The 22,383-nt window shown below is 55.3% G+C and carries 23 protein-coding genes and 1 tRNA gene; 5 read left to right on the top strand and 19 right to left on the bottom strand.

Annotation, left to right across the window (positions count from 1 at the left end):
- The first annotated feature begins 49 nt into the window (after window positions 1-49).
- Both VEB01_RS21280 and VEB01_RS21285 read left to right on the top strand, forming a co-directional pair.
- The gene (locus VEB01_RS21280; protein WP_324879027.1) at window positions 50-1,300 is read left to right on the top strand and encodes a glycosyltransferase; all 1,251 of its coding nucleotides are present in this window, start codon (window positions 50-52) and stop codon (window positions 1,298-1,300) included.
- Between the two features lie 75 nt (window positions 1,301-1,375).
- A complete protein-coding gene (locus VEB01_RS21285) occupies window positions 1,376-2,728 on the top strand; it encodes a putative O-glycosylation ligase, exosortase A system-associated (protein WP_324879028.1) in 1,353 nt (450 codons plus the stop codon).
- A gap of 459 nt (window positions 2,729-3,187) precedes the next feature.
- Here the strand turns inward: VEB01_RS21285 and VEB01_RS21290 are convergent.
- The 11 genes from VEB01_RS21290 to VEB01_RS21340 form a co-directional block, all read right to left on the bottom strand.
- Window positions 3,188-3,264 (bottom strand) — tRNA-Met (locus tag VEB01_RS21290).
- Window positions 3,265-3,345: 81 nt separating this feature from the next.
- Entirely contained in the window at window positions 3,346-3,858 is a 513-nt protein-coding gene (locus VEB01_RS21295) for a phosphatidylglycerophosphatase A family protein (RefSeq protein WP_324879029.1), read from the bottom strand.
- Complete coding sequence (gene thiL / locus VEB01_RS21300) at window positions 3,851-4,813, bottom strand: thiamine-phosphate kinase (RefSeq protein ID WP_324879031.1); 963 nt, start codon at window positions 4,811-4,813, stop codon at window positions 3,851-3,853. Before thiL ends, VEB01_RS21295 begins: the two co-directional genes overlap by 8 nt.
- 35 nt (window positions 4,814-4,848) lie before the next feature.
- Window positions 4,849-5,445 (bottom strand): transcription antitermination factor NusB, encoded by a 597-nt coding sequence (gene nusB, locus VEB01_RS21305; RefSeq protein ID WP_324879033.1) that lies wholly within the window; start codon window positions 5,443-5,445, stop codon window positions 4,849-4,851.
- The gene (gene ribH / locus VEB01_RS21310; RefSeq protein ID WP_324879035.1) at window positions 5,442-5,921 is read right to left on the bottom strand and encodes a 6,7-dimethyl-8-ribityllumazine synthase; all 480 of its coding nucleotides are present in this window, start codon (window positions 5,919-5,921) and stop codon (window positions 5,442-5,444) included. Before ribH ends, nusB begins: the two co-directional genes overlap by 4 nt.
- Before the next feature lie 17 nt (window positions 5,922-5,938).
- Window positions 5,939-7,042, bottom strand: coding sequence for a bifunctional 3,4-dihydroxy-2-butanone-4-phosphate synthase/GTP cyclohydrolase II (ribBA, locus tag VEB01_RS21315; RefSeq protein WP_324879038.1), 1,104 nt, complete (start codon window positions 7,040-7,042; stop codon window positions 5,939-5,941).
- Window positions 7,043-7,044: 2 nt separating this feature from the next.
- Complete coding sequence (locus VEB01_RS21320) at window positions 7,045-7,701, bottom strand: riboflavin synthase (RefSeq protein ID WP_324879039.1); 657 nt, start codon at window positions 7,699-7,701, stop codon at window positions 7,045-7,047.
- A gap of 18 nt (window positions 7,702-7,719) precedes the next feature.
- Entirely contained in the window at window positions 7,720-8,829 is a 1,110-nt protein-coding gene (gene ribD, locus VEB01_RS21325; protein ID WP_324879040.1) for a bifunctional diaminohydroxyphosphoribosylaminopyrimidine deaminase/5-amino-6-(5-phosphoribosylamino)uracil reductase RibD, read from the bottom strand.
- Between the two features lie 30 nt (window positions 8,830-8,859).
- Window positions 8,860-9,369: a transcriptional regulator NrdR gene (gene nrdR, locus VEB01_RS21330; protein ID WP_324879042.1), complete on the bottom strand. Its 510-nt coding sequence runs from the start codon at window positions 9,367-9,369 to the stop codon at window positions 8,860-8,862.
- Window positions 9,370-9,438: 69 nt separating this feature from the next.
- Entirely contained in the window at window positions 9,439-10,695 is a 1,257-nt protein-coding gene (gene glyA, locus VEB01_RS21335) for a serine hydroxymethyltransferase (RefSeq protein WP_324879044.1), read from the bottom strand.
- A gap of 200 nt (window positions 10,696-10,895) precedes the next feature.
- The gene (locus VEB01_RS21340; protein WP_324879046.1) at window positions 10,896-11,891 is read right to left on the bottom strand and encodes a PspC domain-containing protein; all 996 of its coding nucleotides are present in this window, start codon (window positions 11,889-11,891) and stop codon (window positions 10,896-10,898) included.
- A gap of 208 nt (window positions 11,892-12,099) precedes the next feature.
- Here VEB01_RS21340 and VEB01_RS21345 point away from each other — a divergent pair, with 208 nt between their 5' ends.
- The gene (locus tag VEB01_RS21345; protein WP_324879048.1) at window positions 12,100-13,452 is read left to right on the top strand and encodes a PP2C family protein-serine/threonine phosphatase; all 1,353 of its coding nucleotides are present in this window, start codon (window positions 12,100-12,102) and stop codon (window positions 13,450-13,452) included.
- Between the two features lie 113 nt (window positions 13,453-13,565).
- Window positions 13,566-14,660, top strand: coding sequence for a glycerophosphodiester phosphodiesterase (locus VEB01_RS21350; RefSeq protein WP_324879050.1), 1,095 nt, complete (start codon window positions 13,566-13,568; stop codon window positions 14,658-14,660).
- On the opposite strand, the gene VEB01_RS21355 is transcribed toward VEB01_RS21350, so the two are convergent.
- Window positions 14,645-14,845, bottom strand: coding sequence for a hypothetical protein (locus VEB01_RS21355; protein WP_324879051.1), 201 nt, complete (start codon window positions 14,843-14,845; stop codon window positions 14,645-14,647). The two genes, VEB01_RS21350 and VEB01_RS21355, sit on opposite strands and share 16 nt — an antisense overlap.
- 322 nt (window positions 14,846-15,167) lie before the next feature.
- On the opposite strand from VEB01_RS21355, the gene VEB01_RS21360 reads away from it, so the two are divergent.
- A complete protein-coding gene (locus VEB01_RS21360) occupies window positions 15,168-15,353 on the top strand; it encodes a hypothetical protein (protein WP_324879053.1) in 186 nt (61 codons plus the stop codon).
- 331 nt (window positions 15,354-15,684) lie between these two features.
- On the opposite strand, the gene VEB01_RS21365 is transcribed toward VEB01_RS21360, so the two are convergent.
- From VEB01_RS21365 to VEB01_RS21395, 7 genes are all read right to left on the bottom strand, one after another.
- Window positions 15,685-17,112: a hypothetical protein gene (locus tag VEB01_RS21365; RefSeq protein WP_324879055.1), complete on the bottom strand. Its 1,428-nt coding sequence runs from the start codon at window positions 17,110-17,112 to the stop codon at window positions 15,685-15,687.
- 368 nt (window positions 17,113-17,480) lie between these two features.
- Window positions 17,481-18,698, bottom strand: a complete 1,218-nt coding sequence (locus VEB01_RS21370) for a toxic anion resistance protein (protein ID WP_324879058.1) — start codon at window positions 18,696-18,698, stop codon at window positions 17,481-17,483.
- 99 nt (window positions 18,699-18,797) lie between these two features.
- The gene (locus VEB01_RS21375) at window positions 18,798-20,165 is read right to left on the bottom strand and encodes an ATP-binding protein (protein WP_324879060.1); all 1,368 of its coding nucleotides are present in this window, start codon (window positions 20,163-20,165) and stop codon (window positions 18,798-18,800) included.
- Window positions 20,162-20,845 carry a response regulator transcription factor gene (locus tag VEB01_RS21380; RefSeq protein ID WP_324879061.1) on the bottom strand — a complete coding sequence of 228 codons (684 nt, stop codon included), beginning with the start codon at window positions 20,843-20,845 and terminating at the stop codon, window positions 20,162-20,164. The genes VEB01_RS21375 and VEB01_RS21380 overlap by 4 nt, the downstream gene beginning before the upstream one ends.
- Window positions 20,846-20,960: 115 nt before the next feature.
- Window positions 20,961-21,257, bottom strand: coding sequence for a PepSY domain-containing protein (locus VEB01_RS21385; protein WP_324879063.1), 297 nt, complete (start codon window positions 21,255-21,257; stop codon window positions 20,961-20,963).
- 147 nt (window positions 21,258-21,404) lie between these two features.
- Window positions 21,405-21,851 carry a glycine zipper 2TM domain-containing protein gene (locus VEB01_RS21390; RefSeq protein ID WP_324879065.1) on the bottom strand — a complete coding sequence of 149 codons (447 nt, stop codon included), beginning with the start codon at window positions 21,849-21,851 and terminating at the stop codon, window positions 21,405-21,407.
- A gap of 304 nt (window positions 21,852-22,155) precedes the next feature.
- Window positions 22,156-22,383, bottom strand: a 228-nt coding sequence (locus tag VEB01_RS21395; protein WP_324879067.1) for a hypothetical protein, incomplete at its 5' end; no start/stop codon positions are given.

The following is a 22,383-nucleotide window of genomic DNA, read 5'->3' on the forward strand; positions in this document are numbered from 1 at the left end:
GGGGCTCTGGGGCTGTCTCAGATAATAATCTTTATCGACCGGGATTCTGATGGCAATTAAACGACCGATCAGCATGATGGACGCTGACGCTTCCATGCCTCGCGTACTGGTGTTTACGACCGTGTTTCCCCACACAGGCCAGCCCAATGTTGGTCTATTCGTGCAGGAGCGTATGTTCAGGGTTGGGCGCAGAGTGCCTTTGATCGTAGTTGCACCAATACCCTGGTTCCCTTTTCAAGGCCTATTGCGAAAATGGCGTCCTTACTTCAGGCCCGAGGCGCCAGAATTCGAAATTCAGAATGAATTTCACGTTTATCACCCAAAGTTTTTTTCCATCCCGGGACTGCTCAAATCCTGGGATGGTTTCTTTATGGCGTTAGGTAGCTATCCCACGCTATGCCGTTTGCGGCGAGATTTCGGATTCAATCTCATTGATGCTCACTTCGCCTACCCGGATGGTTATGCAGCGACTCTTCTCGGTCAATGGTTCAAGATTCCGGTAACTATTACCTTGCGTGGAACCGAGGTGCCTTTGGCAAAGTACTCTGGGCGGCGGAAGCGTTTAGTTAAAGCTTTAAGGAACGCCAGTCATGTTTTTTCGGTTTCCCGGGCACTGAAAGAACACGCCGTCCGCTTGGGCGCCAAATCCGAAAAGATTAGCGTTGTGGGTAATGGAGTCGCTTTAAGCAAGTTTGAGCCGGTGGACCGGTTTGAAGCACGGCGGCAACTGGGAGTTTCTCCTCAAGCGCGGGTGCTGATTACAGTGGGTTCCTTGGTCCCGCGCAAAGGATTTCACCGCGTAATTGAACTCCTCCCGAACTTAGTTGAGAAGTATCCGGACTTGATTTACCTGATCGTCGGTGGGCCCGGACCCGAGGGGGATATAGGCGATACACTTAAAGCCTTGGTTGTGCAGCTGAATCTAGAGCAGCATGTTCGATTTTTGGGCGCGATGCCGCCAGAACGTCTGAAATGGTTGCTTTCCGCCGCGGATTTGTTTGTTTTGGCTACATCCAACGAAGGCTGGGCGAATGTTTTTTTGGAGGCAATGGCATGTGGTTTACCCGTCGTCACCACTGACGTTGGCGGAAATCGAGAAGTGGTTTGCCGAGACGAATTAGGTTTTACAGTTCCTTTTGGTGATCCCGTAGCGCTATTGGATGCTCTTCACCGAGCACTAGCCCAACCATGGGAGAAAGCACCTATCCTCAACTATGCAGCTGAAAATGAATGGGAGCAACGAGTGGATATATTGATTGAAGAGTACCTAAAGATTCTAAATCCCGATATGCGGAATTAATGCATGTCTCTATTAAAGCTCTTTGTCATTTGAGTTTGCTTGAGATAGTTATCACTACATTTGTGACGATACCCTATGCCACTTAGAGACGTCTTTGTAACAGTGGTTGTTTTCGGATTGTTGCCGAAAATTTTGTCTCGGCCAGATATTGGTCTATTGCTGTGGTGTTGGTTGTCTTATATGAATCCCCACAAGCTTTCATGGCAATTTGCTCACGATTTTCCCTTCGCTTTGATTACCGCGCTTGCCATCTTGCTCGGTCTATTAATTTGGAAAGAGCCTAAGAAGGTACCCTGGACATCTATTCCAGTAATTTTGTTGATTTTTATTGGATGGATATTTCTGACTACTCTTTTCGCTATTGATCAAGAAGGAGCCTGGGAACAATGGAATAAGGTTTGGAAGATTCAGTTAATGACTTTCGTGGTCATCATGGTTATGACCACTAAGTGGCGAATAAATGCCATGGTTTCAGTTATTGCTTTGTCACTCGGATTTTATGGATTTAAAGGCGGTATTTTTACTGTGTTAACGGGTGGGGCATATGCAGTTTATGGACCTGGGGGAAGTTTCATTGCGGGGAATAATGAAATTGGTCTTGCACTTATCATGACCATCCCTTTGCTTCGCTATCTCCAACTTAGTGTGGAGCAACAGCGGCTGAAGCAGGGCTTGGGACTGGCGATCCTGTTATGCGTTATTTCCATTGTAGGAACTCAATCTCGCGGTGCTTTACTTGGACTCGCTGCGATGATCTTCTTTCTGATCGCAAAGAGTCGCAAAAAAGGACTGTTAATCTTAGTTTTAATTGTTTCGATACCTACTATTATCGCCTTTATGCCGGAATCATGGCACGCGCGGATGTCAACTATAAAAACATATGAGCAGGATGACTCGGCAATGGGGCGTATTAATGCTTGGACAATGGCTTTTAATCTTGCTAAAGACAGAATTATGGGCGGAGGATTTGAATGCTTTAGGCCAATAACATTCAGCCTTTATGCACCAAATCCCGACGATGTGCACGACGCACATAGCATTTACTTTGAAATATTAGGCGAACACGGGTTTGTCGGCCTCGCACTTTTTTTATTACTTTGGGTTTCCGGATGGAGAGCCGCTTCCGCGGCAATTCGTATTGCGAAGCGGTCTGATGAGACAAGATGGATTTCCGATTTATGCTCGATGATCCAGGTTTCGCTGATAGGTTACGCAACTGCCGGAGCTTTTTTAGGCCTAGCGTACTTCGATCTTTATTATAATCTTCTAGCCATATTAGTACTGTGCACGGCGATTCTGAACAGGAAGAGCGAGGTTAATACTCAGGAGAAGGATCTTGAAAATCCCCTAGCTGCAAGAAGTAGAGCCATACCTAGAAAATTCATTAAAGAGCGGAAAAAGCAGCTGATTTACGATAAAGAAGGATGATCGCAATTTTATGGAAGATGTTTAAGTTAAGCGAAATGTTACGTATGAATGGAATACGCACGGCAGCCATTCAGTGTGACTCATTTCTCGGTGATTACCGTAGAAGGTCCTTTCAGTGCGCGAAACAACTTGTCAGAGGTGAAGCTGCACACGCGGATCCTGAGTCGACTGTTCGGAGTAGGCGTGAGTTTTATGGGCTTCCCGGGGAGTTCCGGGATACCGATGTCATGATTGATACTGGCACTATCGGGAGTCTAAGGGACCGTTTGGAAACCGCTATTCATGAGCGATGCGCCTGAGTAAAAGGTTTTCCCTTAGAGAAGCTCTAAAAAACTCCCTGTGATACGCTGATGCCATCCATGGTTGTGAGTTGGTCGTCATGAAGCAAACCACCTTCGCTAGCAGACGCCAGAAACAAAAAAAGCCTACAGATGTTTATCTGTAAGCTTCTGAATTTATTGGTAGCGGGGGCAGGATTTGAACCTACGACCTTCGGGTTATGAGCCCGACGAGCTACCAGACTGCTCCACCCCGCGTCAATTCAGAGTACTATACCGTAAATGTTTCCTTAACGCAATCAAACGTTAACGTTGAGTGACAAAAAGGCTTTACGATCGTCAGATGCCGAATCCGGTTCGTAACGCCAGCAAACAAATGGCTGCGTAAATGCCTGCCAATGCATCGTCGATCATTATCCCGAGTCCGCCGTGAACGGTGCGGTCGATTATGGCTATCGGCCAAGGTTTCCAGATGTCGAAGAGACGAAAGACCAGGAAGCCTATTAACACCCATTCCCATGAAGCGGGTGCGAACATCATGGTGATCAGGAAGCCGGCGATCTCGTCCCAGACTATGCCAGGATGATCTTGCACCTTAAGCAGTTTTTCACAACGCCCACAGATGTAGACGCCAGAAATCAAAAAGGCGATTACGGTTAGTGCGTAAATCGGTGCGTCTAGACTAGCTACGAGCCAGTATATCGGGACGGCGACCAGCGTCCCGAAGGTTCCCGGTGCGACTGGCGCAAGACCGGACCCGAAACCGAAAGCCAGGAAGCACGAGAGATCACGGAAAATCTCCGCCGCTGCAATAGGCCGATGGGATCGTGTTTTTCTTGTCCGACTAATCACTGGAAAAGTGTTGATATCCGTTTTGAGAAAGTTCAATGGACCGGCCTTCTTTGGAAAGCCTCAGCCCCGCTTGGGACTCGATTTGGCCAATCAAGGCAAATGGAAAACCACCTGCGGTTAGGTTGCGCTCTAACTCCTCCCGGCTCGTCGGTGGAACAGTGAAACAAAGTTCGTAATCGTCACCCGCCGATAAGGGCATCGACCAATCGTCCGTCTCCGCGACATAACGGTGCACGCCATCCGATAATGGTAGCCGTTCCCAATAGAGAGTCGCGCCCACGTCACAGGCTTCCAAGATGTGTCCTAAATCGGCGGCGAGCCCGTCGGATACGTCTATACAGCTGCTAGCCAAGCCGCGTAGCTTCAAGCCGATGTCGACACGGGGCTCCGGTCTTTCCAAATGGGCGAAGGCGCCTTGGTCTTCGATGCCGGTTTGGCCCAGACGAATCTTAAGCCCTAGTCCGGCGGCGCCCAATTCGCCGGTCAAATAAACCAAGTCCCCGGGACAGGCGCCGGATCGCCGGAGAGCGTGGTTCCGAGGTGTAAGACCGAGCGCTTGGACGGTAATCGTCAACGGGCCACGAGTGGTATCTCCGCCGATCAACTCTACCTCGTAGCGTTTGGCTAAAGTGAAAAAACCCTTCGCGAAACTTTGCAGCCAGTCTGCGTCGCAATGGGGGAGGGTAAGAGCGAGGGTGACCCACTTAGGCTCTGCGCCCATCGCGGCAAGATCGCTGAGATTTACGGCCAGCGCTTTATGTCCCAGACTTTCCGGATCGACATCGTGCAGAAAATGCACTCCTTCCACTAGGGTATCGACGGTTATGACCAACTCCTGGTCACTCTCGCACCGCAGCAAAGCGCAATCGTCGCCGATGCCTAAAATCGTCGACCGATGTTTGACGGCTTGGACGGTGAAAAATCGGCGAATGAGGTCAAATTCACCTAGCGCCATGGTATTACGCCATGCAGGGATTGGTGAAGCAACCGCTAGGTTTTATGTCTCGTTTGCAGTTCCGCCGTACGGTGCTTACGGGCTATCCGGTCCAATATGCCATTAACGTATTTATGGCTTTCTGCGGCTCCGAAATGCTTCGCGAGGTCGATGCCTTCGTTCAGCACGACCCGATACGGCATTTCCAGGCGAAAGAGCAGCTCATAGCCGCTTATCCGCAGAATGGCCCGCTCCACCGGATCGATCTCCGCGACGGTGCGATCGGCGAATTCGCTCAGCGCCGAATCGATAACATGGAGGTGTTCGGGCACGGCATGCAGCAATTCCTTAAAGTACCGGGTGTTGATTTCCGGCGCACAGCAATGCTCGACCAGGTAATCGAGAGGGGGCCGCTCGGGTGTCGGGTCTTCCGTTTCCCTCTGGCGGCAGTATTTCTCAAGCAATTCTTCAAGAAGACCTTGTTCATGATCGGTTAAGTCGTACCCGTTCTGATATCTCTTAAAAAGTACCTTGACCGCTTTCAGTTCATCGAGGAATTGAGATTCGATCGCCGACAGATTGGCATCGCTCAACTGCCATTGATACAAGGCCTGTACCGCACAGCGCCGTGCCATGGTTCGCGCATTACTCATGCCGAGCCTAACTGGTTCAATAGGTTAACCATCTCGACTGCGGACAATGCCGCTTCGGCGCCTTTATTCCCGGCTTTGGTCCCGGCCCGTTCGATGGCTTGCTCTATGGTGTCCACCGTGAGGACGCCGAAGGCGACCGGAATTTCATGCTTTAGCGAGATGCTGCTCATGCCTTTCACGCATTCGCCTGCCACGTAGTCGAAATGGGGTGTGGAGCCCCGAATGACTGCGCCGACGGCCACGATGGCATCGTAGCGTTTCGAGGCCGCTGCCTTCTGCACCGCCAGCGGCAGTTCGTAAGCTCCGGGTGTCTTGATTAGATGTATGTCTTCTTTTTTTCCGCCGTGCCGCAATAGGGCATCTACTGCTCCGGCTACTAAATGGTCAACGATGAAGCTATTGAAACGAGACGCCACAATGCAAAAACGGGCGCCTTGGGCCAAGAGATGGCCTTCATAAGTTTTGATATCGGACATCGATGTTCTCTCTATTCTCAGGAAACGTATTCGACGACTTCCAGATCGTAACCGGATAAACCAAGATATTTTTTCGGAGCACCCAATACGCGGAGTTTGTGTACCCCCAAATCCGCCAAGATTTGGGCACCGGTTCCGGTGGTGCGCCAATCGTCGGTTTTTGGATCGTTGACGGGCAGTCCGATGCCATTATCTTCCATCTGGTATTGGTGTATGCGTTCGACCAGAGACTTGTCATCCTCTTCCTTGCGGATGACCACCAATACCCCGTGCCCTTCGTCGGCAATCCGCTTCATCGCATTGCGCAGGGGTAGACCGCTATCGCTCCGTCTGGCTCCGAACAAATCGCTCAGGAGATTGCGCCCGTGCACCCGAACCAGTACCGGTTCGTCGCCGGCCACTTTTCCCATCGTCAGCGCCAGATGCAAGCGCTTGTCGATCTGATCCTGGTAGGCGTGCAAGCGGAATTGGCCGAATTCCGTCGGGAAATCACAAGAGCAGATCCGCTCCACGGTCTTTTCATTCTGGATTCGGTAATGAATCAAATCGGCGATCGTTCCGATCTTGAGGCCGTGCTCTTGCGCGAATTTCTCCAAATCGGGGCCGCGCGCCATGGACCCGTCGTCGTTGAGAATCTCCACAATCACGGCGGTGGGCTCAAGTCCTGCCAGCCGGGCAAAGTCGCAACCGGCCTCGGTGTGCCCGGCACGATTGAGCACGCCTCCCGGTTGCGCCATCAGCGGAAAAACATGGCCCGGCTGAACCAAATCGTCCGGTTTGGCCTCGGCTGCCACCGCGCAAAGAATCGTGCGGGCGCGATCTGCGGCCGAAATGCCGGTCGTGACGCCGCTCGCGGCTTCAATGGACACCGTGAAATTAGTGGAATGGGGCGTCTTGTTCTCATTCACCATTAAGGGCAACCGCAGTTGCTGGCAGCGCTCCCGGGTCAATGTCAGGCAGATCAATCCGCGGCCATACCGCGCCATGAAGTTGATGTCCTCGGGACGCGTATAGACGGCGGCCATGACCAGATCACCCTCGTTTTCGCGGTCTTCGTCGTCCATGATGACCACCATTTTGCCGAGGCGGATATCCTCGATGATTTCTTCGATGCTGTTCATGCCTAGGCGATAAAACCGGTGTTTTTAAGAAAATCTTCGGTAAGGGCCGGTCCGCTCTCGGAGGCTCGCTCGCCGAGTAAAAGCCGCTCGAGATAGCGGGCCAGAATGTCAACTTCCAGGTTAACCCGCTGCCCCACGGCGGTTTCGCCCAGAGTTGTTTCGGCCAAGGTGTGCGGAACGATATTGATGCCGAAGCGGTTGCCGTTTACTTCGTTCACCGTCAAGCTGATCCCGTCGATGCAGATCGAACCTTTCTCGGCAATGTATTTGGCCAAACCTGCCGGCGTTTCGATGGTAAAACGCACCGAGCGGGCTTCACTGCGCTTGTCGACCACCGTGCCTACGCCATCCACATGGCCACTGACGAGATGCCCTCCGAGCCGAGTGGTGGGCAGCAGGGCCAGTTCCAGATTCACACGAGTGCCGGTTTTGGCTCCGCCCAGCGTGGTACGGGACAAGGTTTCCCGCGAGACGTCGGCGGCAAAAAGCTGATCGCCGAGTTCGATCGCCGTCAAGCAGACGCCGTTAACCGCAATGCTGTCGCCCAATTTGACATCGGCGAAGGGAAGTTTTCCGGCGGCTACCGTCAAACGGCAGTCGCCCCCTTTAGGCTCGATGCGGGTGATGGTTCCAATCGCTTGGATGATGCCGGTGAACATAAAGAGCTCGTTGGTGATTCAAAAACACTTCTGTCTGTGCAAGGTCAATTTGAGATCGCTCCCAACCTGCCGCACGTCGCTAATCGTCATCTCAAACCGCTCGGCCATCCGCGTCAAGTCAGGCAGGTAGAACAGTCCGCGCGCCTGATCGCCCAGAACTACCGGAGCGACATACACGATCCATTCGTCCACCAGATTTTCCCGGAGCAGGGCGCCGTTGAGGATCGGACCGGCCTCGACCAGAACTTCGTTGAATTGGCGATCGCCCAGCCAGTCGACGACCGCCGTCAAGTTCAGCCGTCCGTCAAGCGCGGCGGGCAAGCTCTCGATGTCGAAACCGGCCGACAAAGCTTGAATTCTTTCCTTATCCGATACGGCCGTTAAGACCGTCGTGCGGTTCCTCTCGCTGGCGAGACGGATTGTCGCGGGAATGCGTAGCCGGGAATCGAGGACTACACGGACCGGCTGTAAAACCTCTCCCGCCGCTTCGGGCAAGCGCGCCGTCAATTCTGGGTTGTCCTGGAGCACGGTGCCGATGCCGGTCAGGATGGCCGAGCTCCTGGCCCGCAAACGGTGCGCGTCGCGCCGGGCGTCTTCGCCGGTAATCCATTTGCTTTCGCCGGAGGCTAAGGCGGTTCGACCGTCCAGGCTCATGGCCAGTTTGCTTCGGATATACGGCCGGCCGGTTTTCATGCGCTTGCAGAAACCGGGATTCAACGTCGCCGCCGCATTTTCCAATAGCCCGCATGCGACTTCCACGCCGGCATCCTTGAGTTTCTTCAAACCCTCGCCCGCAACCCGCGGATTCGGGTCTTTCATGGCCGCCACCACGCGAGAAATTCCGGCCGATATCAAAGCCTCCGTACAGGGCGGCGTTTTGCCGTGATGACAGCATGGCTCCAGGCTGACATAGGCGGTCGCGCCGTGTGCCCGAACACCGCTTTCCCGAAGCGCCTCGATCTCGGCATGGGGCCCACCCGCTTGTTGATGCCAGCCCTCGCCGACGATCTGTCCGTCTTTTACGATCACGCAACCGACCCGCGGGTTGGGGTCGGTCGTGTATAAACCGCGCTCGGCCAAGTGAAGCGTGCGGGCCATGAATTCCGCGTCTTCGAGGGTAAATGCCATAGAAAGACTCATCCGGAGTGGTCGCTTGGCTTATGACGCCGACTCGTCGTCGAACAAATCCGGCTGATCTCTTTTCTCGTCCGGATCGGGCTGTTTCTCGAGGCGGTCGATCACCTCGCGAAATTCGTTTACGTCCTCGAAACTCCGGTATACCGAGGCAAACCGCACATAAGCGACATGGTCGAGCTCACTGAGTTCTTGCATCACGCTTTCGCCGATCAATCGGGATGAAACTTCCCGCTCGCCGCGAGCCAACAGTTTTTTCTTGATGCGATTGATGGCCGCTTCGATACGGTCGCTTCCCACCGGGCGTTTCTCAAGAGCGCGAAGGATACCGGCGCGAAGCTTGTCTTCCCGGAACGGTTCCCGGCTGCCGTTGCCCTTGATCACCCGAGGCATGTTCAGCTCCGCCGCCTCATAAGTCGTGAAGCGTTCCTTGCACTCGGTACATTCGCGGCGCCGACGCACCTGATCGCCTTCTTGGGACAAGCGGGAGTCGATTACCCGCGTGTCTTGAGCACCGCAAAATGGACAGCGCATGATTGGTTCGTTACAAACGGAGCGGCGCGGGCCTTCAAGAAACCCGTGCCGCCCGGAAGAAAAACTATATTAGTCCGCGTAGACGGGGAATCTGCGGCAAAGCTGCAGCACCTCTTCTTTAACCCGGTTGATGACCGCTTCGCTTTGCGGCTCGTCGAGCACGTCGCACATCCAGCCGGCCAGCGTTTCGCAATCGAGCTTGGTGAAACCGCGGGTGGTTACGGCCGGTGTCCCGACGCGAATGCCGCTGGTGACGAACGGCGACTGCGGGTCGTTGGGAACGGCATTCTTGTTTACGGTGATATTGGCCCGTCCCAAAGTTTCGTCCGCCAACTTGCCCGTGAGCCCCTTGTCGATCAAATCGACCAGGAACAAATGATTATCGGTCCCGCCCGAGACGATTTTGTACCCACGGTCGATGAAGCGCTGTGCCATGGCACGCGCGTTTTCGACGACGCTCGCCTGGTATTGCTTGAAGTCCGACTGTGCGGCCTCCTTCAAGGCGACGGCCTTGGCCGCGATCACATGCATCAAGGGTCCTCCTTGGATGCCGGGGAAAACCAGGGAATTCAGCTTCTTCTCGATATCCGGGTTGGACTTGGCCAGAATCAGCCCGCCGCGCGGACCACGCAGGGTCTTGTGGGTGGTCGTCGTGGTGACGTCGGCTATTTGTACCGGGCTGGGGTAGACGTCGGCAGCGACGAGTCCCGCCACATGCGCCATATCCACAACCAGAAAAGCTCCGACCGAATCGGCGATGCTGCGGAAGCGCTGCCAGTCGACAATTCTCGAATAGGCGGAGAAGCCGGCAATGATCATCTTGGGCCGGTATTCCTTGGCCAGGGTTTCTACCTGGTCATAATCGATATGCCCGGTCGCGGGATTGAGGCCGTATTGAATAGCGTTGTAAATCTTGCCCGAGAAATTGACCTTGGCGCCGTGGGTAAGATGGCCGCCGTGGGCCAGGCTCATGCCGAGTATGGTATCGCCCGGTTCGAGCAGGGCCATGTAAACCGCGGCATTGGCTTGCGAGCCGGAGTGGGGCTGAACGTTGGCGAAATCGGCGCCGAACAGTTCTTTTGCACGTTCGATAGCCAGGCTCTCGACGACATCCACGTATTCGCAGCCGCCGTAGTAACGTTTGCCCGGGTAGCCCTCGGCGTACTTGTTGGTGAGTACAGTGCCTTGTGCTTGCAGCACCCGTGGACTGGCATAGTTTTCGGAAGCAATCAGCTCGATATGGTCTTCTTGTCTTCTTTCTTCGTTTTGAATCGCCGACCAAAGTTCATCGTCGAATCCGGCGATTTCCATACCCTTGCTAAACATAAATCGAACCTACAGGCTGGTTGGATGAATGGCATATTGTAACGCAACAGCCATAGGGCGCGCGGGGGCAAATTCGTTTTGTCACATAAAAATTAATAAGGCAACGGATCACCCGTACATGAGTTTATGGCGGCTGTTGTCCCGTGCCGGTGACAAAAGCGCCATGCGCGCGATTCCAGGGCGTTTAGCCGCTGACGCATTCAGTCGGACAGCCGGAAGGATTGCTCGGCGAATTTTTCCTTGAGAAATCGTCCATGCACCAACAAACCCTGGGCATCCTTTTCAAAGAGGCTCTTCGCGAGATCGTGCAAGGCACGGTCGAGCAAGTTCAGTTGATCGTTGAGCGATTCTTCGGCGGTCTTGCCGCTGCTCAACTGTTGCGAGCGGGCCATACTCGGCGGAAGTTGCAGATATTGATTGACGGTGTCCGGCAGATAGTCGAAGGCGATCTTGCGTACTTCGAAAGGCGCCAGATCGAACACATCGTTGCCGCTGTCGATCCGTTCCATGAGAAATGTCAGTTTTTCCTCGATTTGCTGCAGCATGAGCAAGGTATTTCCACCCGCACGTTCGCGCAAAGTCTCTCTCAAGGGAGAGAGACGTTCTTTCCATATTTTTACCTGTGGCGAAACAGCGTCCGCATCGCCCAAGGTTCGGTGTATTTCTTGATCGATCAATTCGTTCGAGGCGCGTTGAATCTCGTCCTTTAGCTCTGCCAACTCGACAAGTAGGCGTTTGAAAGGGGGTAAGTTTGCGGGGAAGGACAGCATTTGCCTCACGACGGCCGGAAAGCGCAGCAATGCCTGTTCCCGAAGTGAATCGGTCGTGTTTGGCGTGGTACTCAGGCGTTCCAAATAAGGAGCAAGAATCTTGATCGCGTCAAAGGTTTCCTGAACCTCATCGGCGACCGACGCCGGCAATCGGCGGTGGGCTTTGCGGACCAGTTTCTCGATCCGTTTGAGTTCTCGATACAGACGCCAGGAAACCTCCGGCATCGGCGTTTCGGTTCCGGCCGGCAGCAAAGCCCAGAGCGCCAGATAAATCCACATCGTCAGGCTGAACGAAAAGAATACCGACAAGGTGAACAGAAAACGCACTACCGTGACGTCGACGTCAAAATAATCCGCGATTCCTGCGCACACGCCGCCCAGCCGGCGTCGCTGACGGTTGCGTTGAAGTTTGCGTCTCGAGCTCATTTTTCGGAGTGGTTGGAACGGATTTACTGTATCCGGATAGCCAAGATTCGGCATGGGCTTAGATTCTAAACGAGAAGTCGACACTTCGAGCGAAAAACGGCTGGAAAGTTTCAGATTCTGAAACTCTGCCGTCCGGCCCCAAGCGGTAAAGCCGGAGCCCATTTTCGCTTCGTGCATCACGATGGTTTAGAGTTGGGTAAGATATGGCGTGACGAATCAGGTCGCTAGGGCGCAGAAAGTCGAGAAGATGACCAATTTAGAAGCAAGCGAAAACCCGATCGGCTTCACCGAAGCGATTTCCGAGATGGTGAGCGTCGATTGGCTCACCTTGGTGGATCACAGGACCTGTGTACAACTAAGCGAACCGTTGGAACGCGTATACGAGAAGTTCCGGCAGGCAGACGTGAGTTTTATGGCCGTGCTGGACAAGGAACGTGTGATCGGTTTGTGCGCCCGCCACGAGATCGGCATGCAGCTTGGCTCTCAATACGGATTCTCGCTGTTCGGGAAGGCGCCGGTTCGCGATCATCTGGTCGCCCTACCGTTATTGATCAATCCCAAGCAACTCTGGGCTGACGTGCTGCAACGCGTGTTTTCGCGCACCGGTGCAAGTTTCAATCAAGATGTGCTGCTGGTGGATGATAGAACCACGTTTTTGGGACTCATTTCGGTACAAACGCTCGTCCGCCTACAAACTCGGTTGCTGATGCAGAGCATCGCGCAACTGGAGCAAAAGCAAGCCGAAATCAGCCGACGCAATCAGCAAATGACGGAAGACTTGCGCATGGCCCGCGAGATGCAACTGGCCATGTTGCCGCGGACGATGCCGACCATTCCCCCCGGTGTCGCGCCGGAAGCCAGTGCCATACGTGTGCTGAGTCATTACGCTCCTTTGGGCTTGGTGAGCGGCGACTTCTTTGAGATCTTGCCAATTTCCGACACCGCGATCGCCGTTTTGATAGCCGACGTTATGGGACATGGTGTACAAGCCGCTTTGGTGATGGCCATGATGCGGGCGCTGATCCAAGACCACAGCGACGCGGCCACCGATCCGGGCGAATTCCTGACGGCGCTCAACCGAAACCTTTGCGAGATACTGGAAGATAGCAGCCTGCCTACATTTGCCTCGGCTTTTTCCTTGGTGATCGATTTCAGTGCCGGTGAGCTTCGTTATGCCAATGCCGGACATCCTTGCCCTATCCATTTTCATCACGAAACCGGACGCGCTGTGCACTTGGATTGCGAAAAATCGAGCAACGGCGGGGTACTCGGCGTGAGAGCCGACGTGACTTATCGTACCGGCAAAGCCGCATTGAAGGAGGGGGACGCGGTGCTGCTGTTCACCGATGGATTGTTCGAAATCCGGGGAGAAGATGGCGACATCTTGGGTCAGGATCGCCTTTTCGAATTGGCGGCGGCAAACATGACGCTCTCGGGCGAGGTTTTGCTTCAGGAGCTGATTAACGAGGTTCAGGGCTTCTCGCCCCAGAGGCAATTCGAAGACGATGTGTGTTTAGTGACGGTGGAAATTGCGGATGTCACATTCGACAAACCCGTTTAGCCGAGTTTACGGCGGAGCGTTAGCGAAGAATGGAGCCGATTTTGACCGGATTGGCCGGAGCGCGCTTGGGAAAATTACTATGGTTTGGGTTTGCGGTATGTTGCGTCCTGTCTATGGCTGGCTGTACTCGTTACTTTAAGTTCCCCACGTTAAGCGGAGAGCCGCCGGTCGTCATCGCCCATCGGGGGGCGAGCGGCTATATGCCCGAACACACACTTTCCGCCTATAAACTCGCGATAGAGCAGGGGGCCGATTTCATCGAGCCCGATCTGGTGTCCACCAATGATGGGGTGCTGATCGCGCGTCATGAGCTGAACATCACCGAAACCACGAACGTTGCCGAGCATCCGGAGTTCGCCGACCGGCGCACGACCAAGGTCATTGATGGAGTAAGCGTGGAGGGCTGGTTTGCCGACGATTTTACGCTCGCCGAGATAAAAACCCTGCGCGCGAAGCAACGCCTTCCATTTCGTTCGCAGCAGTTCGACGATCTATGCGAAATTCCGACGCTCGAGGAAGTGATCGAGTTGGTAAAGCAGGAGAGCGAGCGGAGCGGACGCGTAATCGGCATTTATCCGGAAACCAAGCATCCCACTTATCACAGGTCGGCCGGCCTGCCGCTGGAGAAAAACCTGGTTAAGCTGCTGGAGCGGCATAAGCTGAACCACAGAACGGCGCCGGTGATGATCCAGTCTTTCGAAGCAGCCAGTTTAAAAGCGTTGAGGAGAATGACCGAGGCTCGGCTCGTGCAGCTCATCGATGGTAATGGCATTGCGCCGGATGGTGGGGTGATACCGGGCAAGCCGTACGACTTTACGGTCAGCGGCGATCCCCGTACCTATGCGGATCTCTTGACGAGAGAGGGATTGGCGGAGATCAAAACGTATGCGGACGGCATCGGGCCGTGGAAGCGCTATCTCGTCGGCGTCACCGGAACCGGCGGAGTTGACGCCCTAGCGAATGACTCGCACAAAAAACTCGGGCATCCGACCCATATGGTTCGGGAGGCGCACAACGCCGGTCTATTCGTTCATGCCTGGACCTTTCGCAACGAACCTCGCTATTTGGCGAGCGACTACGGCAGCGATCCGCTGAAAGAGTACTGGCAGTTCTACCGTCTAGGCGTCGACGGTGTTTTTTCAGATTTCCCGGACACCGCGATCGCCGCTCGTGCAGCTTTAGAAAAACGGGATCAAGTCCCGCGATAGATTTCAAAATGGCCGTTGATCAGGTGGCTGACGAACTCGGTCCATGTCATCTGTTGATGGGGCTCAGCGTCCGGCATCCAGGCGTTTGGGTCGTATTGTATCGCCACCGTGTTTGCCGTCGGATCCAGGCCGACGATTTGGAAGCGGTTGCCGGAAAGATGATCGTGCCCGACGTGTTTGTGCATGCGGTAAATCTCCTATTTGAGTAACCTCGGATAAACATAGAGTCGTAAGCGAAATCATCGACGGCTCTATGAGCTGGGTTGGAACATAAAACCTAACATTGTAATCCAATACTTACAGTGAGTAGGTGTTTTGATCTTTTGAGGTGAATGCACCATGTCGCACGTAAACTTTTTTCTTCCGCGTTACTAAGGATTTTGGCGGGCAAGCCTGGAGCATATACGCTCTCATGTTTCACAAAAGGCTATAAGGCGCGTTACGTCATAAGCTTGTCAAATTGCCCCGGTAGCCTCGTTTTACGAAGAGATAGAAGGAACAGTCCATATGCAAAACGAATTTATAAAAGTCATCGGGCGCCGGCCGGTCTATTCGGTTCAAAAAGGATGGAACGAGCTCTCCGAAACCCATCGACGCGAGGCTGGCAGGCATGAGCAGGAGTGTCAGAGCGACAGAAACGAGGGATCGAACGATAAGGCTATTCCGCAAACGAGCCGGGCGGATCGGGATTGATAATTGGTTTGCGAGAAGGATCGAGAATGGGTGGATCAAATATCAAGGGAGATCCGCTTTCTGCATCGCAAGCTAATCAAGTAGCCAATTACTACGGCCACAATCAACGAGGGTTCAACCCAGGCACTTCCTGCTAATCAGATTTGTGCCCCATTCCGCCCAAATGATCTCGAGTGGAAAACGCGGGACGATGGGAAGATCATGCCAAGAGCGCGGTGGACTAAAGCGCTTCCTCGCCCGCCGAGGAATGGCGAGGAAGCGCTTTATGGACAAGATTAAGTCAACTCGCGAGCGAGTTCTCGCCCCTCGTATGATGAAGTCGTCGGCTTCGTTACAACGATTTCAGGTATTCGACCACATCGCGTTTTTCCTGGTCGGTTAGTCCCAAGTTGAAGCGCTCGTTATAACTGTTCACCACGTCCAGCAGGGTCTGGAAACGGCCGTCGTGGTAAAAACGCCCTTTGTTCTCCGGACGCATGAACAAGCCGCGTTCGCGCACGAAGATGCCGGCCAAGTTCATCGTCTTGTAACTGTCGCCGGGGGCCCGATTCGCCTGGAAGCTGTCGATCTTCATCTCCTCGGGCGTGTGCAGGTTCCAGCCCGGTTCGGTCCACAGCGGTTCGACATGGCAAGTTCCGCACTTGGCCTTGCCGCCGAACAGTTCATGCCCCCGTTTGGCCGCCTCCGCGTCAAAGTCCACGCCGGCTTTTGGCTTGGGCGCGGGCAGAGCCAGTTGATAGAAGTGGAGCGCCGGCAGTTTGGGCGTGACCAAATCCTCGTCCGGATCGACGGATATGTGGCCGAATCGCCTTGCGGCAGCGATCGGAAACTTATCGGCGTTATCCAGCCGGGGATCGAAGAAGGTGCCGACCCCGCGCAGTTCCAATACGGCCACGAACGCATTCCAATAAGGGACGGTACCCCAGTCGCCGGTCCAGGTGTGCTGGTTGAAACCCGCCAGACCGAAGGCATTGGGAATGAGCGCGGCAGCCGGCTTGCCTTCCGGGGTGAACGCCTTGCCATCGAGCAGGAGTTCCGCATCGAACTTGCCGGGACCCCAGCTATTTAGCACGTCGCGGACTTCGGAATCGGTAATGTCGGGATGAACGATTTTCAGCAAATCGACGATCGGTTGCAGATTGGGCGCGAAGGCGATGATGGCCCCAACGTTGAGATCGCGATTTGCCCATCCGTCCAAGCGCTCGCCGACGCCCGGGGCGATCGAATCATTCACGGTGGAGTGACAGAAAGCGCAAGTGAGGCCGATGGACTTGAGCGAGCCGTCGGGATTGAACGTGCCTTTGACGCCCAATACGGCGTCTTGCTTGATGAGGGTCAGGGTAATCGCCACATCGTTCAGATCGACCGTGCCCTGTCTGAGTTGTTGGACGACCGCCCTCGGCAGCGCCTTTACGTCCACCTTCAGTCCCAGGCCCAAGGCTTGTTGTGGCGTCAGTCCGTCACCGACCCCGCCAAATCGTTCGCCTTCGATGGCCTTATGCAACTGAAGCGAATCGCCCCAGAATTGCTCGTCACCAAAAGTATCGAAGCGAAAAATCTCCCGTCCTTGGGTGACCGTCTGGGCTGCATTCTGGACAATGGGATCCCGCCTCAATAGGGAAGCAGCGTTTGCCCCGGCCTCCGTCGGTTTCCCGGGCGGATGAGAATCGTTGGCAAACGTCGCCAGGCTAAACAAAAGCCCTGCAACTGACAGACATATCGGAGTAATTCTCCGGGTAGTAAGGTTGACTCTATCCATAAGTCTTTCCTCGTGATTCCAATATGGTTTTCCGAGCGCCTGCAAGCGGCTCTCGTTTTGAAAATATCCAACAGTCCGCGCTACAACTACCCGTAGAATTACTAGCCGCTCCTGAATTCCTAAAAAAGGGACAGGCTTATTTTCTAGGCCAAGGCGACGAAGGCTACGCAAGAAAACACCGTAACACAGCCCAGCCTCGTTCCCCCGAATCTCGTCAACTCCTACCCACGTAGAATGCGGCGAACGAAGGAAACCGCGTCGCGGTCCCGCGGTACTCACCCCACCATACGGCTCTGTGTCGAGGCTAATTGTTGTGAACGATGGCGTTGATGTACAGGAGGGAATATCGACAAGTCATTGGGTTCATTCTAAAAACGAATTTCATCCGATCCACTCAATTCGAATTCTTTTACCACCTCGGCTTGTTGTTCGCTCCGGACTCGATCGAGATGCGTCTTGGCTTTATCGACTTCGTGCGATAGAAGCTCCACGGTTTGCTTCATGGTGCCGAGTGCTTGGGTCTTGTAAGTTGCTATGGCGTCCATGGTTTCGTAGATGTTCTGAAAGGCCTGTTTCAGCTGATCCAAGGATATGGCCGAACTGGCGGCTTGTTCGTGGGTGCGTGCCGCTTGCTGTTTCAGGAGGCGGGACGTTGAGGCGATGAGATTGCCGGTGGTGCTGTTCAACGCCGTAATTTGATCCAGCACCAGCTTTTGATCCGTGAGGGCTTGCGCCACGATTACCGCGGTTCGGAGCGCCGATACGGTCGTCGATGTCGCGCGGTCGACGCCTTTGATCAGCTCCAGATTGTTCTTGCGAATCATGTCCATCGACAAATAGCCCTGGATGGTCACGGCCATCTGCGTGAGCAGATCCTGAACTTTTTGGCGGGTATAAAAAAGCATTTCCTCACGCACGATGCGAGCCTTTTCGGGGTCTTGAGCCTCGATTTCCGGCAGGCGGTGCTCTATAGCCTGATCGAGTTTTTTGCCCACATAAATGTATTGCTCTAGCCTTTGCATGACCTCCCAGGCATGGACTTTTTCCTGCTCCAGCGCGGCATTGTCCTTACGAAGCTCATCCTGGCCGTTGTAGAGTGCCTGAATGATGGCGTTCAGGTGCGTTTGAGCGGACTGATAGCTTTCGAAGTAGTTTTTCAGCTTGCTGCCCAGCGGAATAATGCCGAGCAATTTCCGCGGCGCCAGGAGATCGCCTTGCCGCGAAGGATCGAGTTCCTCCACGGTCGCGCGTAGCTCCTGTAGGGATTTCGAGATGGTCGAAGTCTCGTCGTACACCCCGGACTTCATGGCTCTCACCGGACGCTCCAAGAGCCGGTTCGAAACCGTTGCGGCGGCCCTGATCTCACGATTGCCCATGTTGTGCACACCGGAAAGACGGTCGCGAAATTCCGGGTCGCTGACGTCGGAGGCCAGGACCGCATGTAGGAATTCCGCAATTTTCTCGTCCAATTTAGAAATAGTGTCCTGGTCCAGCTTGACCATGCCGGCGGCTTGTTCCTCGCCGATTTCGGAGACGGGTTGCGGTGGAGTCAAGGTCAAGGTGTCGTTCGCTGTGGCTTCGGCCATGGCTTTCTCCGGATTGAAATTTCAATGGGCATAAAGAGGAATTCGCATCCCATTAGATCGAATTCGAGACGATTTATCGAATCGTTCGATGCGGGACCCTTAGCCGACGTTCCGAATCATGACCGCAGCGCCCCCGAGCGGGCTCCGCTCGATGGCGAGTTGGCCGAGATAGGTTCGCACGATGGACTCCACTATGGCGAGGCCGAGGCCGTGCCCCGGCACCGACGAATCGGTGCGCTCGCCTCGGCGGGTAACTCGCTCGGCCACGTCCGCCGCTATTCCGGGGCCGTCGTCATCTACCCGCAATTCGAGGCGAGGGCTTGTTCCCAGCGGTTCCGAAACCGTCCGGGCGCTCAGTTCGACGCGGCTTCGACACCACTTGAAAGCATTGTCGAGGAGATTTCCTATGATCTCGAGCAAATCACCTTCGTCCCCATGGAAGACGATGTCATCGTCGACCATGATTCGGCAGTCGATCTGCTTTTCGGCGTAGACCTTGGCTAAGACAGCCGCGACTTGCCGGGATTTTTCCGCAACGCTGACCGGCGGAGTCAGATGGGTCCGCCCGGAGGCGGCGGCCCGCTTCAGTTGGTACTCGATAATTCGAGTCATGCGGTCGATCTGTTCCTGGGCTACCGCGCCGATTTCGGCATCGGCGTCCGAATTTTGCCGTTCCATGGCGCCGCGCAGCACGGCCAGCGGGGTTTTGAGGCTGTGCGCGAGGTCGCCCAGCGCATCCCGGTAGCGCGCGAGGTGGGACTGTGCATTTTCCAGCAGTGCATTGAGGTTGTCGGTCAGCCCTCGGAGCTCCTCGGGATAGTGGCCGATAAGCTTATCGGCGTGACCGGCCTCGATGGCCGAAAGGTCGGCGGCAACGCGGCGAAGCGGCGAGAACGCCCAGCGGAGAATAGCGCCTTGCACCAGCAGCAGCACGAGCGCTGCGGCTCCGAGCCAGCTCCAGAGACTGCGGCGGAATTGATTGACTTGAGCGTAGAACCCATCCAGCGTTTCGGCCACTCGAAACACGCAGCGAACCGGTTTCTTGCGCTCTTCTTCCCAGAGCACGCTGAAACTGAGCACATAAACCGGTGTGCCGTCTTCCAACACGGCATTGCTGAGTTTGGCAGTGCCGGTTTGGGGTGTGGGTGTAGAGGGAATTTCAATGCCGGCGGTGGAAAGAGATCGCCAGTCCGGTTTGCGGTTGCCTCGCCGGATGTCGGCATAAAGCCCGGACCCGGTTTGGTTAAAGCGGGGTTCATGCAGGTTTTCGGGGCCTTTCATCACACCGCGGGCGTCCAGTTCCGACCCGGCCAGCAGGGTATAGATGAACCCTTGCAGTCTGTCGCGCATGGCGGTCTTCGCACTATCGCGAAAGGCCTTGTCGAGGACGAGCCCGGTTGCGCTGAGAAAGGCGATCAGCACCACGCTGGCGACGAGCAGCCCCCGCGTCTGAAGGGAATAGGTCATCCGGGCGTGCGTTCCAGGGTAAACCGGTAGCCGCGTCCGCGGAGCGTCTCGATGGGACGATGAACGTTCTGGGGGTCGAGTTTCCGGCGCAGCCGGCCGATGAATACTTCGATGACGTTGCTGTCCAGATCGAACTCCTGATCGTAGATGTGTTCGGTCAGCGCTGTTTTGGAGATGACTTTGCCGGTATGCAGCATCAGATATTCGAGGACCTTGTATTCCTGGGCGGTCAACTCGACCGGCTGGCCGTCGACACGCACGGTCTGCGCGCCGGTGTCCAGCACGATGGGGCCGCACCGGAGCGAAGATTGTGCGATGCCGGCGGACCGCCGCAGCAGAGCCTTGGTTCGAGCGAGCAGTTCTTCGAAATGAAAAGGCTTGGCCAGGTAATCGTCCGCTCCGGCGTCGAGTCCTTCCACCTTGTCTTGCCAGCGGTCACGGGCGGTGAGGATCAGAATCGGAAAATTGACGCCGGCGGCACGCCAGCGTCTGATGACTTCGATGCCGGACACGAGGGGGAGCCCCAGATCGACTATGGCCAGGTCGAACGGATGCTCGCTTCCGAGAAAGACCCCCTCCTTGCCGTCGGCGGCGACGTCGACCGCATAGCCGAGGGTTTGCAGGCGCGACTTTAGCTGGGAGCGGAGCTCGGCTTCATCTTCGACGATCAGAAGGCGCATGAGAATCGCTTGAACTTAGCTCGTGTGATGGTTTTAGCTGGCAACGCACGCGAGGGCGAGATTCAGGCGCGGCAGTGGACCGGACAGATAACTCCGCGACGACGCTTCTGAATTCTCATCCCTCGGCATCGACATAGAAGACTCGCACGCGCCCGTTTGGCATGAGTACCTTGATGCGGTAGGTCACGGCGCCGTCATTTCTGACGGTGTCGGCAGCCAGGATGCGACCGCCGGTTTCACGCCGGATGCGCTGGATGGCTTCGTCGAGGCTTATACCGGATCGGAACTGGGGTTGGCGCGTAATAAACGGCGTGATTAAACCTTCCGGACCGAACGGCGGCTGCGGGTAGGCCGGACATGCCATCAGCAGCAGACAGCCAAGGATAACGGGCAAGAGTCTTATGTTTATCACGCGGCTTGATGCGACCACGAGGTTTGCGAAGGGTGGGCCGGGCCGCAAAAGCCGCCCGGCGCTGAGCTAACCCAAGAATAACACTGGCCTTTCCTGGCCGACAACGGGCTCGACCGAGCCACGGAGCGATGATGTAATCGTCTGGCTTCAGTGGCCGATCTCGTGTCCCAATACGGCTCCGGCTACCGAGCCGGCGATGATGGCTCCGTGGTTGCCGTAGCCGACCTGTTCCCCGAGCACGCCGCCGAGGACGCCGCCCGCGACGATCGGCAAGGTCCCGGATAAACCGCTGCTACGACGGTAATTGGAAGGGTAGTGGTCGTGATAGATCACCCGCGGTGCCTGGTAGTGGTGAATGTCCCGATGGATCACGCGCGGCTCGCGGTAATAACGCGGGGAAGACTCATAGTAATGGTGAATCACTCTCGGGCGGTGATGATCATGACCATGGTGATGATGCCCATAATCGTGGCGGTGATGCCCATGATCATGATGATGACGGTGGCCCCAATGGTCGTCGTCGGCGCGAGCGCCCGATGCGGCAGCGAGTAAGGCAATTGCGGATATGGCGATAATCTTTTTCAGCGGTTTCATGACTTGATCCCCCGTTCAAAAACTCGAAACTGGTGCCGGACCACGAAATGTAAACTTTGCCGGCAGGTTGAAGATAGTCTTTCGTTCCTGAACGGAAGCTGAACGGAAGCAGGTAACTTCAAATGAACCGGCTTCCCCGCTGAGGATTAGATCGTTTTCAGCTCTGATGTACGGTCTGAATAGCGTAAGGCATTGTAAAGAAAAGGAAACCACCGTTGGCAGCGCCTTATTTTAGAGCGGGTCTCGCCCCGCTGGCGAGTTGCTTGCCCAAAGAAAAGTAACCCAAGGGCACCCGGATGGCGCGCTAATCCTGCGCGTCACCGGCTTGAATTGGGGCGACAGAAGGCACATTCCCTGTGCCTTTGTCGTCGCGCGGCTTCTTGGCGATGCGATCCTGCATCGCGGCGAAGGCCGGGGTTCGCCTTTTCCGCTCCGCGTCCTTGTTACGCGGAAAAGTCCGGCCCGTACGTCCTGTACGGGCGTTCGCCGGGACGGGAGGCCACTGGCCTCCCGTCTTTTCCGGCTCACCCTT

It is taken from the genome of Methylocaldum sp. (assembly GCF_035627495.1).
GTDB lineage: Bacteria > Pseudomonadota > Gammaproteobacteria > Methylococcales > Methylococcaceae > Methylocaldum.

Bases quoted from the DNA above. Each gene is read 5' to 3' on its own strand.
- VEB01_RS21280 (WP_324879027.1), top strand. From the start codon at position 50: ATGGCAATTAAACGACCGATCAGCATGATGGACGCTGACGCTTCCATG.
- VEB01_RS21285 (WP_324879028.1), top strand. From the start codon at position 1,376: ATGCCACTTAGAGACGTCTTTGTAACAGTGGTTGTTTTCGGATTGTTG.
- thiL (WP_324879031.1), bottom strand. From the start codon at position 4,813: ATGGCGCTAGGTGAATTTGACCTCATTCGCCGATTTTTCACCGTCCAA.
- nusB (WP_324879033.1), bottom strand. From the start codon at position 5,445: ATGAGTAATGCGCGAACCATGGCACGGCGCTGTGCGGTACAGGCCTTG.
- ribH (WP_324879035.1), bottom strand. From the start codon at position 5,921: ATGTCCGATATCAAAACTTATGAAGGCCATCTCTTGGCCCAAGGCGCC.
- ribBA (WP_324879038.1), bottom strand. From the start codon at position 7,042: ATGAACAGCATCGAAGAAATCATCGAGGATATCCGCCTCGGCAAAATG.
- VEB01_RS21320 (WP_324879039.1), bottom strand. From the start codon at position 7,701: ATGTTCACCGGCATCATCCAAGCGATTGGAACCATCACCCGCATCGAG.
- ribD (WP_324879040.1), bottom strand. From the start codon at position 8,829: ATGGCATTTACCCTCGAAGACGCGGAATTCATGGCCCGCACGCTTCAC.
- nrdR (WP_324879042.1), bottom strand. From the start codon at position 9,369: ATGCGCTGTCCATTTTGCGGTGCTCAAGACACGCGGGTAATCGACTCC.
- glyA (WP_324879044.1), bottom strand. From the start codon at position 10,695: ATGTTTAGCAAGGGTATGGAAATCGCCGGATTCGACGATGAACTTTGG.
- VEB01_RS21340 (WP_324879046.1), bottom strand. From the start codon at position 11,891: ATGAGCTCGAGACGCAAACTTCAACGCAACCGTCAGCGACGCCGGCTG.
- VEB01_RS21350 (WP_324879050.1), top strand. From the start codon at position 13,566: ATGGCTGGCTGTACTCGTTACTTTAAGTTCCCCACGTTAAGCGGAGAG.
- VEB01_RS21355 (WP_324879051.1), bottom strand. From the start codon at position 14,845: ATGCACAAACACGTCGGGCACGATCATCTTTCCGGCAACCGCTTCCAA.
- VEB01_RS21360 (WP_324879053.1), top strand. From the start codon at position 15,168: ATGCAAAACGAATTTATAAAAGTCATCGGGCGCCGGCCGGTCTATTCG.
- VEB01_RS21365 (WP_324879055.1), bottom strand. From the start codon at position 17,112: ATGGATAGAGTCAACCTTACTACCCGGAGAATTACTCCGATATGTCTG.
- VEB01_RS21370 (WP_324879058.1), bottom strand. From the start codon at position 18,698: ATGGCCGAAGCCACAGCGAACGACACCTTGACCTTGACTCCACCGCAA.
- VEB01_RS21375 (WP_324879060.1), bottom strand. From the start codon at position 20,165: ATGACCTATTCCCTTCAGACGCGGGGGCTGCTCGTCGCCAGCGTGGTG.
- VEB01_RS21380 (WP_324879061.1), bottom strand. From the start codon at position 20,845: ATGCGCCTTCTGATCGTCGAAGATGAAGCCGAGCTCCGCTCCCAGCTA.
- VEB01_RS21390 (WP_324879065.1), bottom strand. From the start codon at position 21,851: ATGAAACCGCTGAAAAAGATTATCGCCATATCCGCAATTGCCTTACTC.